This is a genomic window from Legionella bozemanae (genome assembly GCF_001648595.1).
Lineage (GTDB): Bacteria > Pseudomonadota > Gammaproteobacteria > Legionellales > Legionellaceae > Legionella > Legionella bozemanae.
Genome location: NZ_LBAW01000004.1, coordinates 89194 through 105430 on the forward strand (window position 1 = coordinate 89194; position 16237 = coordinate 105430).

Sequence of the window (16237 nt, forward strand, 5' to 3'; positions counted from 1 at the left end):
TATGCTTATGAATTGAATACATTTGATTCATAGGTTCATCATCAATTCACTTATTTACATCATTTAGATAAAAAATAATACAATATGTTCTATAATTGAGAATAGAGCTTTTTTAGAGCCTGGATGATGATTAAAACAAAAATAATTAAAAAGGATAGTTTACTTAAAATCTATGGAACCAATTACTCATCTCTGGCACATAATCGTTCTGACCTGGAATACTTTAAAAGCTCCAAGGTCCGTATTTTTTTTAGAGACTCAGAGGAAAACATGCTGGCAGGTTTTTGTATCAACTCAGGTCCTAACTATCGAACCTTTCTCCCATTGAATCCATCTCAATTGCAGAAACTCTATAGCGACCATCGCTTTGATCAAAAGAAACCTCATGAAATAACATGTCTCTGGATCGAGAAAACCTCGCAACATGCCTCCTGGGTAGTATTTCTTTATTTTATATTATTTCTTGATGTGCTTCGCTTGCCTACAGGCCCGCTTATTTTTGGCACCCATGGAAAAAATATTAATAATTTTTTTTCTCTCCCTTTTCCCAAAATTATTTTCTATGAAAAGTTATTCATACTTACAAAAGGAGAGGAATGTGATTTTTGGATTAGAAAAGGTTCTAAGTTGCAATTCCTAAGGGGGTTTATTGTACTTGCAACAATCAGGTTATTTATGGGGAATAAAACTTTAGCTCGCTTTCGTTTGTGGCTTGATAAAAAAAAGTCAAATTAAAAAACTACAATCCTGAGTGGAAACATGGAGATAGGTAGTATGAGTAGTATGAAAAGAGAACACCCTTCCCTTAACGAATTGGCACTATATGGCGGTTCACCAGTTCGTACAAAACCTTGGCCAACATATGACAAGGGAAATGTTATCATCGATGATGAGGACACAGCTCTTATTCTGGATGTGGTTAAAAGTAAAAGGTTATTTCGCTATGACAACCGAGAAATCAAAGAGACAAAAGTAGGTCAATTTGAAGAAGAACTCAAGGATTACTTTAATACTGAATATGCGCTTGCAGTAAGCTCTGGTACCGCAGCAATTTCACTACCGCTTATGGCGCTTGAGTTACCTAATGACTCTTTGGTTGGATGTCCTGCATATTCATTTACAGCAACACCCAGTGCGATTATCCAAGCGCGACTAAAACCGCTCCTTATCGAAGTAGATCATAATCTTCACATTGATTTAGCAGATCTTGATAAAAAAATTACTCATATGAAAGCATTGGTAGTGGTTCATATGAGAGGTTTTCCTGCTCCTCTTCCGCAAATTCTGGAACTTGCCAAGCACCATGGCGTCCCTGTTATTGAGGATGCTGTTCCCAGTCTTGGATGTAAGTTACAGAATAAATATTTAGGTACATATGGTCTAGCAGGGGCATTTAGTACCCAATCAGACAAATCATTAAATACTGGAGAAGGAGGATTTATCTTAACCAACGACAAAGATCTCTACCTAAAGTGCGTTATTTTATCTGGAGCCTATGAACGTCTTTACGAAAAACATTTTTCTAATCAAGATTGCACCATTGATTGTACGTCCATACCAATATTTAATTTTCGCTTAGATGAAATCCGTGGTGCACTTGGATTATCTCAATTAAAAAAACTCAATAAGCGGCTCAATTTGCTCTCCCAAAATTATACTTATGTCATGCAAAACCTTGGAAATTTAAAATGCTTAAGACCACGGGGTACCTGGAATGAAGCTGCATTGCCGCTTGGTGATAATCTACTTTTGGAATTAGATGGTTCCATTGAAGACTGTTGCTGGTTTGCTGAAGCACTTACTGCAGAAGGGATAGATACGAAGGCTCTTGGAGACCTCACTAAAATCAATGTTCGCAGATTTTGGGACTGGGCCTATTTATTTAAGGATGTAGCAAAACACGAAATTCCAAATCTTTATCCTGACAGTTTTAGAAACATACAATCCTATATTGATATTGCACTTTCACCTACATTGGAAAAAGAGGATCTGGATGAATTCTTAACTGCCATCAGAAAGGTGCATCATCATTATGAGCTCAAAAAATAATTTGAATCATTGTGTTGCTTTAATCACAGGTGGAAATGGTGGCCTAGGTCTTGCCATGGCACTCGCCTTACGAAAAGCTGGAGCACAAGTAGTTGTTTGCGGTCGAGATCAGGAAAAGCTAAAACAAGCCAAAAAATATGATCTCATTTCACTTACGATGGATGTAAGTTGTGAAGAAAGCATTCATGAAGGTTTTAAAACAATATCCGACCAATTTGGAACATTGGATATATTAGTTAATAATGCTGGCATCTATGAAGATCAGCACCTTTTAGATCTTTCACGTGAACACTGGGAGTATCTCATAAGCACCAATTTGACCTCAGTCTTTCTCTGCTCACAAAGCGCGGCGCGTCTTATGAAAACCCAACGTCATGGTAAAATTATCAATATAGGATCTATGTACTCTCTGTTTGGACACCCTAACTCCATCGGATATGCCACCACAAAAACAGGAGTATTAGGTCTAACGCGTTCGCTTGCATTAGAACTTGGCCCCTGGAATATACAAGTCAATGCTATTTTGCCAGGTTGGTTTGAAACAGCAATTAACGGTTCCTTACCACAAACAGAACGAGGTGAGGAAATCAGGAAGAAAACACCTCTGGGCAGATGGGGCCAACCTCAAGATATTGGCCCTTTAGCTGTTTTTCTCTCCTCAAGTGGCTCAGACTTCATAACAGGGGCAATTATCCCAATTGATGGAGGATACTCTATCTCCGATCGCACCATTTGGTGAGATACGAATTTAAAAAATTCCAATTCAACCTGTCTTTTACGTACCACGACTCGTTCGCGGTATCCAAAAGTTCAAAGTAAAGACTAACATCCTTATAGATACCACGCCCCCCAATTAGCCTTGCGTTTTTCTTGACAATACTTGTTTCGTGCCACAACACCTGGATACTGCGAACAAGTCGCAGTACGTAGGGCCTTTTTAATTGCCAAGAAAAACTTAAAACTATTTGAAAGAACAAGCCGCAGGACAAAGAGATAGTAGGCTTGTTGCTTTATTTTAAATCATTCGGTGCTCTGGTAGTCATGAAGCATTTTAACTTTTTATTGACTTCCAAAACGCGATATGAGCACCAGTCGGATCAACAACAACTGCAAATAGACCAAAATCGCCCGCTTTAGTCACAGAGACTTTTACTGTTGCACCATGCTTGATAGCTTTGGCTAAGGTATCCTCTAGGTTTTCTACCAAAATATACCCCATCCAATGAGGTGGAATTTTATCTTGTTTCTCTTTGGGTATTTCCAAAATCCCACCTATTGATTTATCACCCGTGCTCGTTCTAAATAGAGTGTAAATCATATCGCCTACAGCTTCTTCAGTATATTGCCAACCTAATACATGCCTATAAAAATCTTTTGCAGCGATAACATTGGGGGTAGCTAATTCATTCCAACAAAACTCACCGAACTGTGGGTTACTCATCATTAATCTCCTTATTTATTTACTGGATTCAGCAGTAAAGGTACTCCTATTTGTTCGCCTTGGTGGAGTAACCGTAAGAAAAAATGCAGAATTCCAGAACTTCCAACCATCAAATCCGCTGTGGCAACATGCGGATCTTCAGTTAACCAGTAATACGCCCCTGTTTCTGTTGTTTGTCTCATTGCATACAGAAATTTTGCTACAAATGCCGCTCTCTCGAGCCATTCCTCATCACCTAAGATACGAAACGCTTCCAAATAAATATCTCCTAATCCACTTAACCCATGACATTGGCTAAAATTAGGATAGCGCAAATTGATAGGATGAATTTTTAATGCTTGGCGAGCTAAATCCGCATACTCCTTTTCACCGGTCAATTCATATAATCGTAAATAGGTCAATGCAATGCCCGGGCCGCCATGACACCACCAGCGCCATCTAGCCGGATTTTTTGTGCTGTAAGTCCACATCAGTAAAGAGTCCTCGCCTATTTGTTGATGAATTGCCTGTTGCTGTAGCCAATTTATTGCGCGTACAGCACTTGTCCACGCTGCATTGTCATTTTCTCGCGCAGAAAATTCGGTTAAAAAATAAGCAATACCTGCAACACCATGAGCAAAACCAGATAAAATTTCTCCTGACATTCCAGGTACACCTTCTGGCATAATCCAGGAACCATCAGCCAGCTGATTTGCCATTAAATAATCAACACACTGTTCTACATTTTCTTGAAAAGACGGTATGCCCAAACGATCGAAACAATACATGGCTGCTATTCCCTGACCAGCAGCACCATGAGTAATATCAGGCCAATCCACAGTTTTATTCAAACACGTATGAATCACTTTAATTAACGATTCATCGGAATTCTGAATACCAGTTGATATCGCCTCCGTCAAAGCAACACCAACACCTGCTGTACCAAAGTGTAATCCAGGCAGCTCCCCATCAACGGTATATTGATCTGAAATCAACCAATTTATAGCCTGCTGAATTCGTAACCTACCTTCTTGAGGTAAAAATCCAAAGTGAGCTAAGCGACTCAAGGCATAAACAACTCCAGCCACCCCGCGATTTGCACTTCGTCGAAATTCATATTGTTGGCTATAGCGGTGTTTTATTTGATGTTGCGCCCCATTTTCTATGGATATCGATAACCAAAGACCCGCTTCAGATTGAATGGCACCCGATTGCAATATACCTCGAGTACCCTCCACTATTGTATTTTGTATTTCTTCTTGAGTTAACAATGTTTTTTTCGGATTTTTTATTGCCGCAGGTTTTGGCTTTATATCTGAAATTGACTGTTCCAGCACAGAGGAAATTACTTCAAGTGAAGGACGTATTGCTGGGTCGCTATTAACACAATCTATTATAATTTTTAGCAATGACAACGGAGCACCTTGGGTTATTTCTTCTAAACAAGCGAGCAAATTGTCATTATTGTTACGGACAATGCGGCGTGGATCGATACCGGTTAAAACTAACAACAATAGGCATCCAATAGCATACAAATCATCAGCGATCGCAGGGGCCTCTCGATTTGCCTGTTGTGGTGACATAAAACCCGCAGTGCCAAGTCCAAAGGCAGGAGACGGGTCATCTAAAGCATGGCATAGTTCTAAATCAAGCAAATAAAGCTCACCATTCTCCGCAAGCCAAATATTGGATGCGGTTAAGTCGCGATGTACATAGCCTTGCTCATGCAGTTGACTTACAATGCCTATAAGCTTTTGGCACCAGTTGAGCAATACCATTTTCTTATCGAGCGGGAGAGTGCCAAAGCTAGCTCCCTCTAAAGTTTGTACAGCAAACGTTTCAATGCTCTTTCCTTCAATCCATTCTAGCGGTAAATAACCATCTCCTTCGACCTCAAAGTAAGCATCCGCGGAAGGAATAGGAAGATGTTGGCTCAGATTAGCGTGCAATTCAGCCTGCCGTTGTAACCGGCTGCGCATATCTCTATTGTAATGGTCAGCCATACAGAATTGTTTGCCCTGCTTCAGAACTTTTAATCCGACAGAATCTTGGCAGCGTAAATCCAATACTTTATAAACCCCACCCTTGGGTTGATCGCGCAGTATGTCCAAAATTAAATAACCAGGACCAAATAATTTGGTTGGTTTTCCATCGACAATGTGTACGGACTCAGACAAATCATCATTCTGTGTTAACTCAAGGCGCCAATCTTTAAATGGGTTTTCTACACCCTCTGGCGATCTGAATGGAACTTGATATTCATCAATTCGGAGTGATTGATCGGGTGCATAGATCATAAGCCGCATTAATCCTAGACGATCTCGTTTAATAATCGGATTAAAGCCGCCATATCGCGTATAAACGATATCACCTAAACGCATATCTGAGATAATGCGCGGGCCGAGCATACCTTGAGTTAATTGAACAAGCTCTTGGGCTAATTGTACGGCATACTTGTCATCCTCAGGGTAAATCGTCATAAATTTACCTATTTGAGTCCTGCCCAGCTCCCCTTCATTGAGATAGCCTAAAGTCATGGTATCCCTTGCAATTTTAAAAGAAGGGACTTTATGCCTTAGAAGGCAAGGAATAACGCAGTTTAATAATTGAATAGCCTCTCCGGGTATCGTAGAGATATGTAATTTCCATCCCTGTATTCGATCAGTTTTGCCAACAGATGCCCAAGGACCACGTAATTCGGGTTCCAGTGCAAAAGATCGTAGATAATCTGCATAATCAACATCTTTTGCACTGTTATTCAGTGAATTATTATGATCTTTAACTTGCTCGATATATGCCATAATTGTTCCCTAACGGATTCGTAAATTTTGTTTACCGCATTTGGAGATGAGAAGTGTAACCACAGCTATCTCCACAAGTAGAGCCACAACTATCACCAGAACAAGTCACATCACATGTACTGCCACCACAAGTACTACCACAAGTTCCAGAAGTGCAACAACACGTCACATTTTCGTCACATATTAAATAGCCACCGCTAAATCTCGCTGATTCCAGCACCCCAATTCGCATTCTTGCTTCAGTATTTGTCGAGGCAGCGCACGTGGGACCACACGTTTCTGTACAGGTTTCTCCGCAAGTTTGCGGACAATCAAAATAAGGAGTTTGGTTACTGCCTTCTCTTGTTAAGGGAATCTTACCAACTAACCCATGCACAATAGGTTGTAGATTCGCATGTAGAATCATCTCGTCGCCTGATTTTTTCTTTAATTCCTTAACTGCTTGCTCTGGTTCAAACACCAGTTTATGAAAAAACTCAGGGTCTTTTTTAGCACGGTCAATCAATTTGCTAATTTGTTCCTTGTTCATGATATCTTCCTTGACTACGATTGCTCAATTAGGAACACTTTGGCAAGCCAAGCTTCGGCTTGCCAAACAAGTTTATTGTTCCATTTTAACGAAAGTTTCCACCAAATTTTCCCTGGAGGCTTGTTGTGTACCCGCAACTTTGACCGCAGGTATTATCACAACTGCTACTGCATGTATTACCACAACCTTCCAACACAGAACCACCTTCCCACATGCCAGTGCCAGCTGCCCGTGTCATTTTCTCTCTTTCAAGAGTGAGGTTGGTAGTGTACCCGCAGCTTTGGCCACAAGTGTTATCACAACTGCTTGAGCAAGTATTCCCGCAGCCTTCCAACGCGTCTTTAAAGTGAGAAAAATAAACTCCGCCTTTTACTCTTGCAGCTTCAACAATGTTCGTTGTATATCCGCAACTTTGGCCACAGGTATTATCGCAACTCGTAGAACAGGTATTACCACACCCTTCAAGGCCAAGTATGTTTGCGAAAAGCGCTTCTACATTTGAAGAGACGATACTTCCCCTGCTTTGCCTATCCAAACCATCCAATGAACCTAATACCTTTTCGGGTTCAAAGACAAGGGAATGGAAAAATTTAGGATCTTTTTTTGCGCGCTCTATTAATTCGCTAATAGCTTTATGATTCACGATTATCTCCTTATATTTAAATAATAAAATTCCTTTATATACAGTCATATATACAGCTACATATACTTCTACATATACAGCTACATACACTGTTACTAATTCATTTTTTTATATAAATAAATCGAAGAAAATACGGCCTTTTAAATTGGTCAAAAAAAATACAAATTCTATTTTGGTCAACTAATATTAGGAAAAATTATATTTTTCGTCAAGTATAAAAATTTCCCAAAAATGATAAATGAAAGATAGAATTTCATATTGGCAAGCGAGCGAGGTGCAATAAAAAGATTTTGAATTTTTTACTGAATTATCAATAAATTACATGATACGTCATGAAGCACAGTATGTATAAAAGTAGGCTCGCTCGAAACACAGAAAATCAAGGCATTACAGCCAAGATAGTAGAAAGACCTTTAATTACATAAAAAGAGCGACCACGGTTTTTTTAAAAGAGTTAAGCAAAGCCAATGCGCCAATTTCCACTGCTTGATGCGTCACTTTGCCACTCCATTGGATGCGCGCTGCTTTCCAACCTATAAAAAAAGCGGAAACAAGGAGTATCGGGGTTGTTAAATGATAGCGAGCTATTCCGCTTTGTGCAAAATACTCTTTATGGTCAATCACCTCCTCTTTTTGGGATTGTAAAGCCCTATCCATCAGTTCAATTTGAGCTATTATTTGCTTTCTCGAGTTTTTCATGTTCAACACTCTCTTGCGAAAAAAATTCCCTTGTTTTCTGAAAACTCATACTCTTTATGTTAAAAGATAGATACTTAAGTAATCCCAGTAAAAATCCCACATTAAGAAGTAAAACAAACAAAATAGATAACAGAAGACGATTAGAAACTAAATGCACAAAATACCCTGAAACCAAGTATGCCAAATAACCTATTAAGAACATCACCGATAACCATACTGTAAGTAACACGACTAACAGCAGACATATATTCAGTAATAAAGGAAAAACACTCAGCCCTGCCAGCCTTGCTTCAAGACGAATTAAAGAGCTAACTGTTTTAATAACAGATATTTTTGCAGCAATGAGTGCTTCTAACTGTTTTAAGGCTTCCATTACTTTTTCATTAATCGAGATAACAAAAAGCCAATTCCTCCTGCGATCAAAACAGAAGCTAATGGATTTTCCTGTATTTTTTTCAATAAACGATCTGACTGTTCTTTGAGATTCTCTTCTACTTCATTTGCTTTGTTTACCCCATCTTCATACAACTGATTCACCTTTTTTTTTCCTTCTGTTAATAACTGGCTTGCAGCCGCTTCAAGATGATCTTTGGGAGTATATGCTCGGTTTTTCATGTTAGTACCCTCCTTAGTTAACCACACTATATGGAAAAATTTAATGAAAATAATATTTTAAATATAGTCATTGAATAAGATTAATCAAATAAACACACTTTTAATTATTATTTATTTTTAAAAATATAAAAAAATTATTTTTTTATCAATGAGATGTCATTCATACAGGAGTATGTCTCTCGAATTCAGTTATCCGGTTTACTGCACATAATTTGTTATTGATCATCAAAACCTCACATTGACTTCAATAAAAAAATACGTACACTAAATGGCCAATAATAATATAGGTAAATAAATAATGGTTGACACAACTCTTCTCAGAGACATACAGCAATTAGAAGATGCTGTAACATTCTATTGTCAGGGCAAATCTCAATATTTTGGTGAAAAAAAACCTTTTAACTTTTCTGCGCTTGCAAATGTTTATAACTCAATCAAATTGTTACCATTGGACAACGAAAAAATTGCGCTTATGGAACGTTTTCATCAAAATGTTTGCAAACAAATAGCTGCCTTTCATCCTAAACTTTATTTTTCTATAAATTTTACTAATGAAATTAATACCTATAAACCTTTGCTTGAACAACTTAATACACTAAAAAAACAAGCTTCGGAACTTTTTGAACATTATTTTGATGAGAGACCTCACTTTGATTGGGAAGGTTTGCATCAACTTCGTACCCAAATTTATAACCTGCCAAATCTCTCAGATAAAACACAACTCATGCGATTATTTGAGGATGGAGTATTAGCAACAATCACTCAAATAGAGCCTAAAGCCTATCTTCTCCTGACTTTTCACTCTGAATTAGAAACAGTGGAGGAGCAGGCAGCATTAGAGCGTCAAAGCGTTTCTTTGCAATAAATCAGAGAACATCTTAATTATAGAACTCACATGAGTTCTATAATTTTTTCATAAAACTATTCAATAAAATAAACCAACCTCTAAAGAATCTGCTCACAGAGAGTCAATTCAGATTAAGTATGCTAAAAATCACTTCTGACATAGATGAAGAATAGGCTTGAGGATTGCAATTAATAAACTATATTTTATTTAAGCTATTATTATTGGAAAACATATGAAATAAGGAGATAAGTATGTTGAGCCTTGATACGGAAACAATTTGTGATCTTCTTGATAAAGCACGACAATTTCAAGTCAAAGAAGACGTCAGCTTTCCGGAAGTCACTGATGAAATGGATGCACTCTACGTATTAGCTGATTATCACGATGATCCAGTTTATCAAGAAACAATAGAATTCATTGATAATTTGCGTCCTGATCAGCAAGCAACTTTAGTCGCATTAATGTATTTGGGTCGCGGAGATTACACCCAAGATGAATGGGAAGATGCACTTAATTTCGCCCAAGAGGAATTGACGGAGCATACCGGGGAATATTTGTTATCCAGACCCACAGTGGCTGATGACATTGAGCGAGGTCTAAATATGCTAGGAATTTCCTATCAGGAATAGTCTTTTCAGAGATCAGCATGCCATTCGTTTATATTGGTACCTCAGGATGGGTCTATAAGGGTTGGAAAGAGATTTTCTATCCTAAGTCTCTTGCAGAAAAAGATGAGCTAAGCTATTACGCAAGCATCTTTAACTCTGTAGAACTTAATAACAGTTTTTATCGCATACCTACCCCAAAATCTATTGCAAAATGGAAAGAGACTACTTCGGATAAATTTATTTTTTCGTGTAAAGCCAGTCGCTATGTAACTCATGTAAAAATGCTTAAAGATGTTCAGGATAGTGTTAATTACTTATTGCAAGTACTCGAAGGATTAGAAGAAAAATTAGGGCCTATTTTATTTCAACTCCCACCTTATTGGCCTTATAACCTGGAACGTTTGGAACAATTTATTAAAGGATTGCCTGAATCCTTTGATTATACATTTGAGTTTAGAAATAAAAGTTGGTTGCGTCAGGAAGTTTATGATGTTCTCACAAAAAACAATATTGCACTTTGTTTTTATGATTATAAGGGATTTCAGTGTCCAGAAATTATAACCAGTGATTTTATCTACTTACGATTGCATGGGCCGCATCTCCAACCTTATTCAGGTCATTATGAAGAAAAATCGCTTTTAAATTATGCTCATAAATTTGCCGATTGGCACAAACAAGTTAAAAAAATTTTTTGCTATTTAGATAATGATGAGAAAGCAGTTGCCCCCTATGATGCCCAAGTATTAGAGCGCTTAGTACAATTGACATTTAACAATCCTGCTCAATAATCATTATTTCAAGAGCACACTTTAGTGAAAAACAAAACCTCTCTACGTACCGCTTTTTATATGCGGTTACGTAGGAAAAAAACATTTTATGGGTCTTTCGGGCTTCGCTTGTACCATGGCTACAATAGAAGTCCTTCAAATTAGAGAATTGTATCCAAACGCAAAGATTGTTTTATTTTCCAATAATCTTCCCAAGGATCTCCCTTTAATGCCTCTAATCGTTGGGGTATTGTTTTAATTGTAAATTCGATATCTCGTTTCTCTTTACCCAGCTCATCCCAATGAATCGGTACAGCTACAGGGGCATGAATACGTGCTCTTGTAGAATAAGCGCTGATTGCCGTAGCGCCTCGTTGATTTCGTAAAAAATCAATAAATATTTTATTTTTCCGTTTGGCTTTATTCATGGTGCTCGTATATTGATTGGGATTAATTCGTTCCATAAACTCCGCAAAAACCTGCGTGAAGTTCTTTACCTCGTCCCAATCATATTCAGGTTCAATAGGTACTACTACATGTAATCCTTTACCTCCAGTTGTTTTAACAAAAGAAGTGAGTTTGAATTCATTAAGGTGTTTTCTAATTTCAAAAGCTGCTTTAACAATTGCTTCCCAAGTTACAGAGGGGCCAGGATCTAAGTCAAATACAATAAAATCCGGTTTTTCTATATGATTAATTTGGCTACCCCAAGGATGAATTTCCAAAACATTCATTTGCACTAAACTGAAAAGCCCTTCTATTGTATTTAAATAAACGTAGGACTCTTTCTTCTTTTTAGTCTCCATAGAGACAGCCTGTAACACTTTTGGTGTTGAATCAATATAATGACGTTGAAAAAAACAATCGTGCCAATTTTCAGGGCAACGAAGTAAAGATAAGGGCCTATTTTTTATAAATGGCATGATGTAATCACAAACATATTCGTAATAATTCAATAAGTCTTTTTTGGGAATACCATCTTCAGGATAAAGCACTTTCTGAGGGTGGGTCATTTTAATTCTAAAGGAATGAGTCTTGGTATTTTTGGCATCTCCTTTTTCAATTTTTTTGTCTTTATTTTCTAATAGAGTTTTTTGTTCACGAAAAACCTCTTCAGGTTTTTTATCCAGACGCAATCCTTTGAAACTTGGGTGTCGTAAATACCCCCCTTCAGTCCAATGAGTAAATTCGATTTCTGCGACCAGTTTGGGTTGTACCCAAACTACTCCTTGGGATCCAGGGATTTCCTTAGCAAAAGGCTTTTGCTTTGCCGGAATTTTTTGCAATAAAGCGAATACTTCCTTAAGCGATGCTTCGCTAAAACCAGTTCCTACATTTCCTGTATAATCCAACTCTCCTTGCTCATTATAAACCCCTAAATACAGAGCACGAAAATACTTACGCGAGTCGGTTGGCACTGAGTAACCGCCAATAATAAATTCTTGCCGCATCAAGCATTTGATCTTAAGCCATTTTTTAGTGCGTCCAGATATATAGGGACTATCGATTTGTTTGGAAATTATTCCCTCAAGTCCAAGTTCACAAGCACGATGAAAAAGGAAACGTCCTTCACCAATAATATGATCACTAAAGCGAAGCATTTTATCCTGCCCTTCCAACACATTTTTCAAAATTGCTTTACGCTTTAATAAAGGTAAAGTTCTTAAATCAAACTGTTCGTAATACAAAATATCGAAAAGATAATAAACATATGAAGCATTAGGATTCAATTTAATTGTATTTTGTAATAATTGAAAATCAGCTTTCCCATGTTCATCAAGTAAAACAATTTCTCCATCCAATATGGCCTGCGGTAAAGCCAATTTTTTAAGTGCATCTACTACGGATAATAAATCATTGGTCCAATCTTTATTATTACGTGATTTTAAGCGGATGTGTTCATTATGAATGAGCGCAATAATTCGATATCCATCAAATTTTATTTCATGCAGCCAATCTGAACTTTCAGGAGCATGGTCTACCAGTGTAGTGAGTTGGGGCGCAATAAAACCTGGGAAGGAGCTGATGCTTAAATGATCAGAAAGTTCTGGTTCGTGCTTATTATGCAGTTTTTTTTTATGTCACTTGTATGAGGCTGATTCGTCCTACTATAATGCTCCCCAATTTCATCGATCGAAAGATTGGTCAGCACACTATCTGGTTCTGCTTCAATGATGTCATATTCTTTCTGTTTTCGAGCAAATTTGTCCTTGAATTTGATTAAAAACCAATGCTTCTCATCCTTAAAACGTACTAAATCCCAACGCCCTTTTAATTTGATAGCCTCTAATTCAAAGCGTAAGTGCCCTGATTTATATGCTTTTTCAGGATCTGCATCAAGGGGTTTCCAGATGCCTTTATCCCATAACATCACATTACCCGCACCATATTGGCCCTCAGGTATTATTCCTTCAAAATAACCGTATTCAATGGGATGATCTTCTACATGCATTGCCAAACGCTTTACTGATGGATCGAAACAGGGACCTTTGGGAATCGCCCAACTCAATAGAACACCATTTAATTCAAGACGAAAATCATAGTGGAGATGGCTGGCAGCATGTTTTTGAATCACAAATAAAGAGTTCGTCTCAGAAGAAACACCGCCTTTAGGCTCAGGGGTTTTATTAAAATTCCTTTTTTTACGATAAGGCTCAATACCCATGTACCGCTCCTTTCAGCATGATTACTTTAATTTTAAGAAAAATACTAAGAATTTCCACTCACCTCAATTAAGGTAGAAGTATCTAATTTTTGCACATAGAACCGTTCTTTTTTGTCTACTACGTTATGCATAACATGCAATCGATCGGTAATAGGCCACTCCTACGTTCTGCTCCCACGACTTGTTCGTGGGGTTGTCCGCAGGAGCCAGCTCCAATAGCCATTTATGGATGCCGCGACACTTAGGTTTGGATAAAGGAATTGGCCTTGCGTCGATTGTAAATGGGCTATTCCTCTATGACTTTTAAAAATAGTCTACTCTTTGAATAAGAAATGTAATTAAGGATTAAGAGAATGCCTAAATCAATCTGGAAAGGCGAAATTTCCTTTGGTCTTGTTTCGATACCGGTTTCGTTATATTCCATTGAGGAACCAGACGAGCTTAAGTTTCATTTGCTTGATAAAAAAACGAAGTCCAGAGTGCATTATCAACGAATTAGTGAAAAAACCGGCAAGGAAGTTCCTTGGGACCAGGTGGTGAAGGGATTTGAATTTGAAAAAGACCGTTACATTGTTGTCGATGAAAAAAAGTTCGAAAAAGCGAGTCCAGATTTATTTAAAGCGATTAACATTGAAGAATTTGTAGATTTTCGAGAAATTGATAGTCTTTACTTGATGAAACCTTATTATCTTATTCCAGAAAGTAAAAATAAAAAAGCATATGTATTATTAAGAGAGGCATTAAAAAAAACAAATAAAGCAGGTGTTGCCAAAGTCATTATTCGGACAAAAGAATCTATTTGTTTAATCCTCCCTCACTATCATGCCCTGCTTTTGTACTTAATTCATTTTAAAGATGAGATACGCGAAGAAAAGGAAATGGATGTTCCAAAAGAAGATTTTAAAAACTATAAGGTTTCCCAATCAGAAATAAAAATGGCTGTTACTTTGATTAATGAAATGACCACTAAATGGCAGCCCGAAAAATATCATAATGAATATCGTGAGGCGCTGAAAAAATGGCTTGAACAACAAATAGCCAAACAACCAGTAATCAAAGAAGAGGAAGACTCTGAGGTTGTCAAAGAAAGTTCTGCGGATGTAGTTGATTTTATTTCACTTTTAAAAGAAAGCATGAAAAAGAGAAAACCTGCAGAAAAGTCAAATAAGAAAAAGAGCTCATAAATCAAGAAAACAATCAATCTGCTCCATAGACCACACTCTTGTCAAATTATGTCACTTTATGCAAAGATAACTTGAGACATCTTGAGAATAAGTGTCATAGACTCTTTCGAAGTTCGCTGCAGAGTGAGATACGAGAAAGCCTGCAATAGAATTTCGGAAAAGTTCTAGTGTTTTAGCAGCAATCTCGGAGGGATCTAAAATGAGACGAATATTTAAAATTGATAAAACTATTAGGCAAGCGGGCTCTGTATTTAAAACGCATCCATCTCACACAATGCTTCCATCAAAAAAAACAACAAAACCCTTGTTTGCAACTCCCCAAAAAGCAACAACAGTCCCCCCAGTAACGAAAGCACTTAATACACTTTTTTTTACAAAATTAAAAGCGGAGGAACACAAGCAGTTTACATCTAAAAAACGGCATCGCTCTGAATACAAAGACAATTATAGTGCCGCACTCAACTTGCCTTATTCAAACCATCAATTAGCCGTAAAGCATCATGATCAAAATGCGCTCCTCGTCATGTCTAAAAAAAATATTATTGAACATGCAAATCGACGCATAGATTTATTTTTTTACACATTAATTGCTTATTACAAAACGGGGATTTTGCCAATCTATGGGCATACAACATTACAACATGGTAGAGGACGTACTACACGCAGTAATACGAGTGTCTCGGAGGCCTGTCATAGTAGTCTGACTCCTTCATTAGTGGATACAACCATTTATCAAAATAGTCAAACAGGAGAAAAACATAAAAGTTTATTGTCTGATACACATTTTATGGATAGCCTGAATTCCACAGTCGAATTGCCTCCTTTTGTCAATGATTTGGATGATCTGTTAGAAAATGCATTAAGAGAAAAAAGTTTGACTATTCTTCGCGAGGTTTCACTTGGAACAATAAATCCAATTACAGGATTAACCCAGTTTTTGCAAATAATGAGTACTGTTTTAAAGGGTCTTAAAGAAGATGCTGAAAATAAAAGCAAATCTGCCGTATCCCAGCATCCTTTAATCAAGCAATCAATTACTCCAAATCTGATCGAGCTTGTAAGAACTGGCTCACTCGCAACTACCTATTTACCTCAAAAACAAATCGCAAATGATGCCTACATCCAACTGTTACTTAGAATGACGCCTGCAGAAAAAGCCGCATGCAAAGATGAGCCTAGTAAAGAAAAGTTATACATCAATAAAATTATGGAGTTACAAAACGAAATTTTGCATACGAAAAGCAACAAACATCCATCACCCTAAATAAAGAAAACAGAGTAGTGACACTCAATAATTTGAACCTTATCACTATGTTCTGCGACTTGTTCCTTTCTCTTGATCACATCTCTGCCTACGCTCCGTGGCTTGTCCACGGGGTCCAGTGATTTAGGGCAGATCTTCCGAATCCC

General features: G+C 37.6%; 17 protein-coding genes. 8 read left to right on the forward strand and 9 right to left on the reverse strand.

What is annotated here, in order from left to right; translation table 11 throughout:
- The first annotated feature begins 123 nt into the window (after positions 1-123).
- The 3 genes from A8O27_RS04795 to A8O27_RS04805 are packed head-to-tail and all read left to right on the forward strand — an operon-like array spanning position 124 to position 2788.
- Positions 124-735: a hypothetical protein gene (locus A8O27_RS04795; protein ID WP_058460172.1), complete on the forward strand. Its 612-nt coding sequence runs from the start codon at positions 124-126 to the stop codon at positions 733-735.
- 39 nt (positions 736-774) lie between these two features.
- Positions 775-2049, forward strand: coding sequence for a DegT/DnrJ/EryC1/StrS family aminotransferase (locus A8O27_RS04800; RefSeq protein WP_058460171.1), 1275 nt, complete (start codon positions 775-777; stop codon positions 2047-2049).
- Positions 2033-2788, forward strand: a complete 756-nt coding sequence (locus A8O27_RS04805) for an SDR family NAD(P)-dependent oxidoreductase (RefSeq protein ID WP_058460170.1) — start codon at positions 2033-2035, stop codon at positions 2786-2788. The genes A8O27_RS04800 and A8O27_RS04805 overlap by 17 nt, the downstream gene beginning before the upstream one ends.
- A gap of 312 nt (positions 2789-3100) precedes the next feature.
- On the opposite strand, the gene A8O27_RS04810 is transcribed toward A8O27_RS04805, so the two are convergent.
- The 7 genes from A8O27_RS04810 to A8O27_RS04840 form a co-directional block, all read right to left on the reverse strand.
- Positions 3101-3490, reverse strand: coding sequence for a VOC family protein (locus A8O27_RS04810; RefSeq protein ID WP_058460169.1), 390 nt, complete (start codon positions 3488-3490; stop codon positions 3101-3103).
- Positions 3491-3501: 11 nt separating this feature from the next.
- Positions 3502-6270 (reverse strand): class III lanthionine synthetase LanKC N-terminal domain-containing protein, encoded by a 2769-nt coding sequence (locus tag A8O27_RS04815; RefSeq protein WP_058460168.1) that lies wholly within the window; start codon positions 6268-6270, stop codon positions 3502-3504.
- Positions 6271-6301: 31 nt separating this feature from the next.
- The gene (locus A8O27_RS04820) at positions 6302-6799 is read right to left on the reverse strand and encodes a hypothetical protein (RefSeq protein ID WP_058460167.1); all 498 of its coding nucleotides are present in this window, start codon (positions 6797-6799) and stop codon (positions 6302-6304) included.
- An 85-nt stretch (positions 6800-6884) separates the two neighbouring features.
- Positions 6885-7442 (reverse strand): hypothetical protein, encoded by a 558-nt coding sequence (locus A8O27_RS04825; RefSeq protein ID WP_058460166.1) that lies wholly within the window; start codon positions 7440-7442, stop codon positions 6885-6887.
- 417 nt (positions 7443-7859) lie between these two features.
- Positions 7860-8141 carry a hypothetical protein gene (locus tag A8O27_RS04830; RefSeq protein WP_058460165.1) on the reverse strand — a complete coding sequence of 94 codons (282 nt, stop codon included), beginning with the start codon at positions 8139-8141 and terminating at the stop codon, positions 7860-7862.
- Positions 8104-8514, reverse strand: coding sequence for a hypothetical protein (locus A8O27_RS04835; protein WP_058460164.1), 411 nt, complete (start codon positions 8512-8514; stop codon positions 8104-8106). The genes A8O27_RS04830 and A8O27_RS04835 overlap by 38 nt, the downstream gene beginning before the upstream one ends.
- The gene (locus tag A8O27_RS04840) at positions 8514-8756 is read right to left on the reverse strand and encodes a DUF883 C-terminal domain-containing protein (protein ID WP_058460163.1); all 243 of its coding nucleotides are present in this window, start codon (positions 8754-8756) and stop codon (positions 8514-8516) included. Before A8O27_RS04840 ends, A8O27_RS04835 begins: the two co-directional genes overlap by 1 nt.
- A 298-nt stretch (positions 8757-9054) precedes the next feature.
- Here A8O27_RS04840 and A8O27_RS04845 point away from each other — a divergent pair, with 298 nt between their 5' ends.
- The 3 genes from A8O27_RS04845 (at position 9055) to A8O27_RS04855 (ending at position 10999) form a co-directional block, all read left to right on the forward strand.
- Entirely contained in the window at positions 9055-9621 is a 567-nt protein-coding gene (locus tag A8O27_RS04845) for a hypothetical protein (RefSeq protein WP_058460162.1), read from the forward strand.
- A 233-nt stretch (positions 9622-9854) separates the two neighbouring features.
- Positions 9855-10232: a DUF3775 domain-containing protein gene (locus A8O27_RS04850; protein ID WP_058460161.1), complete on the forward strand. Its 378-nt coding sequence runs from the start codon at positions 9855-9857 to the stop codon at positions 10230-10232.
- 17 nt (positions 10233-10249) lie between these two features.
- The gene (locus A8O27_RS04855; protein ID WP_058460160.1) at positions 10250-10999 is read left to right on the forward strand and encodes a DUF72 domain-containing protein; all 750 of its coding nucleotides are present in this window, start codon (positions 10250-10252) and stop codon (positions 10997-10999) included.
- 140 nt (positions 11000-11139) lie between these two features.
- Here A8O27_RS04855 and ligD read toward each other — a convergent pair whose 3' ends face one another.
- Both ligD and A8O27_RS19295 read right to left on the reverse strand, forming a co-directional pair.
- Complete coding sequence (ligD, locus tag A8O27_RS04860) at positions 11140-13047, reverse strand: DNA ligase D (RefSeq protein ID WP_445554035.1); 1908 nt, start codon at positions 13045-13047, stop codon at positions 11140-11142.
- On the reverse strand, positions 13008-13643 hold the full coding sequence (locus tag A8O27_RS19295) for a DNA polymerase ligase N-terminal domain-containing protein (RefSeq protein ID WP_235810548.1): 636 nt from the start codon (positions 13641-13643) through the stop codon (positions 13008-13010). Before A8O27_RS19295 ends, ligD begins: the two co-directional genes overlap by 40 nt.
- 353 nt (positions 13644-13996) lie before the next feature.
- Here A8O27_RS19295 and ku point away from each other — a divergent pair, with 353 nt between their 5' ends.
- Entirely contained in the window at positions 13997-14827 is an 831-nt protein-coding gene (gene ku, locus A8O27_RS04865; protein ID WP_058460159.1) for a non-homologous end joining protein Ku, read from the forward strand.
- Between the two features lie 199 nt (positions 14828-15026).
- On the forward strand, positions 15027-16091 hold the full coding sequence (locus A8O27_RS04870) for a hypothetical protein (protein ID WP_058460158.1): 1065 nt from the start codon (positions 15027-15029) through the stop codon (positions 16089-16091).
- The last annotated feature ends 146 nt before the right edge of the window (positions 16092-16237 follow it).

What these genes read in the sequence shown, in the direction of transcription:
- A8O27_RS04795 (WP_058460172.1), top strand. Translation starts at nt 124, where the DNA reads ATGATGATTAAAACAAAAATAATTAAAAAGGATAGTTTACTTAAAATC.
- A8O27_RS04800 (WP_058460171.1), top strand. Translation starts at nt 775, where the DNA reads ATGAGTAGTATGAAAAGAGAACACCCTTCCCTTAACGAATTGGCACTA.
- A8O27_RS04805 (WP_058460170.1), top strand. Translation starts at nt 2,033, where the DNA reads ATGAGCTCAAAAAATAATTTGAATCATTGTGTTGCTTTAATCACAGGT.
- A8O27_RS04810 (WP_058460169.1), bottom strand. Translation starts at nt 3,490, where the DNA reads ATGAGTAACCCACAGTTCGGTGAGTTTTGTTGGAATGAATTAGCTACC.
- A8O27_RS04815 (WP_058460168.1), bottom strand. Translation starts at nt 6,270, where the DNA reads ATGGCATATATCGAGCAAGTTAAAGATCATAATAATTCACTGAATAAC.
- A8O27_RS04820 (WP_058460167.1), bottom strand. Translation starts at nt 6,799, where the DNA reads ATGAACAAGGAACAAATTAGCAAATTGATTGACCGTGCTAAAAAAGAC.
- A8O27_RS04830 (WP_058460165.1), bottom strand. Translation starts at nt 8,141, where the DNA reads ATGAAAAACTCGAGAAAGCAAATAATAGCTCAAATTGAACTGATGGAT.
- A8O27_RS04835 (WP_058460164.1), bottom strand. Translation starts at nt 8,514, where the DNA reads ATGGAAGCCTTAAAACAGTTAGAAGCACTCATTGCTGCAAAAATATCT.
- A8O27_RS04840 (WP_058460163.1), bottom strand. Translation starts at nt 8,756, where the DNA reads ATGAAAAACCGAGCATATACTCCCAAAGATCATCTTGAAGCGGCTGCA.
- A8O27_RS04845 (WP_058460162.1), top strand. Translation starts at nt 9,055, where the DNA reads ATGGTTGACACAACTCTTCTCAGAGACATACAGCAATTAGAAGATGCT.
- A8O27_RS04850 (WP_058460161.1), top strand. Translation starts at nt 9,855, where the DNA reads ATGTTGAGCCTTGATACGGAAACAATTTGTGATCTTCTTGATAAAGCA.
- A8O27_RS04855 (WP_058460160.1), top strand. Translation starts at nt 10,250, where the DNA reads ATGCCATTCGTTTATATTGGTACCTCAGGATGGGTCTATAAGGGTTGG.
- A8O27_RS19295 (WP_235810548.1), bottom strand. Translation starts at nt 13,643, where the DNA reads ATGGGTATTGAGCCTTATCGTAAAAAAAGGAATTTTAATAAAACCCCT.
- ku (WP_058460159.1), top strand. Translation starts at nt 13,997, where the DNA reads ATGCCTAAATCAATCTGGAAAGGCGAAATTTCCTTTGGTCTTGTTTCG.
- A8O27_RS04870 (WP_058460158.1), top strand. Translation starts at nt 15,027, where the DNA reads ATGAGACGAATATTTAAAATTGATAAAACTATTAGGCAAGCGGGCTCT.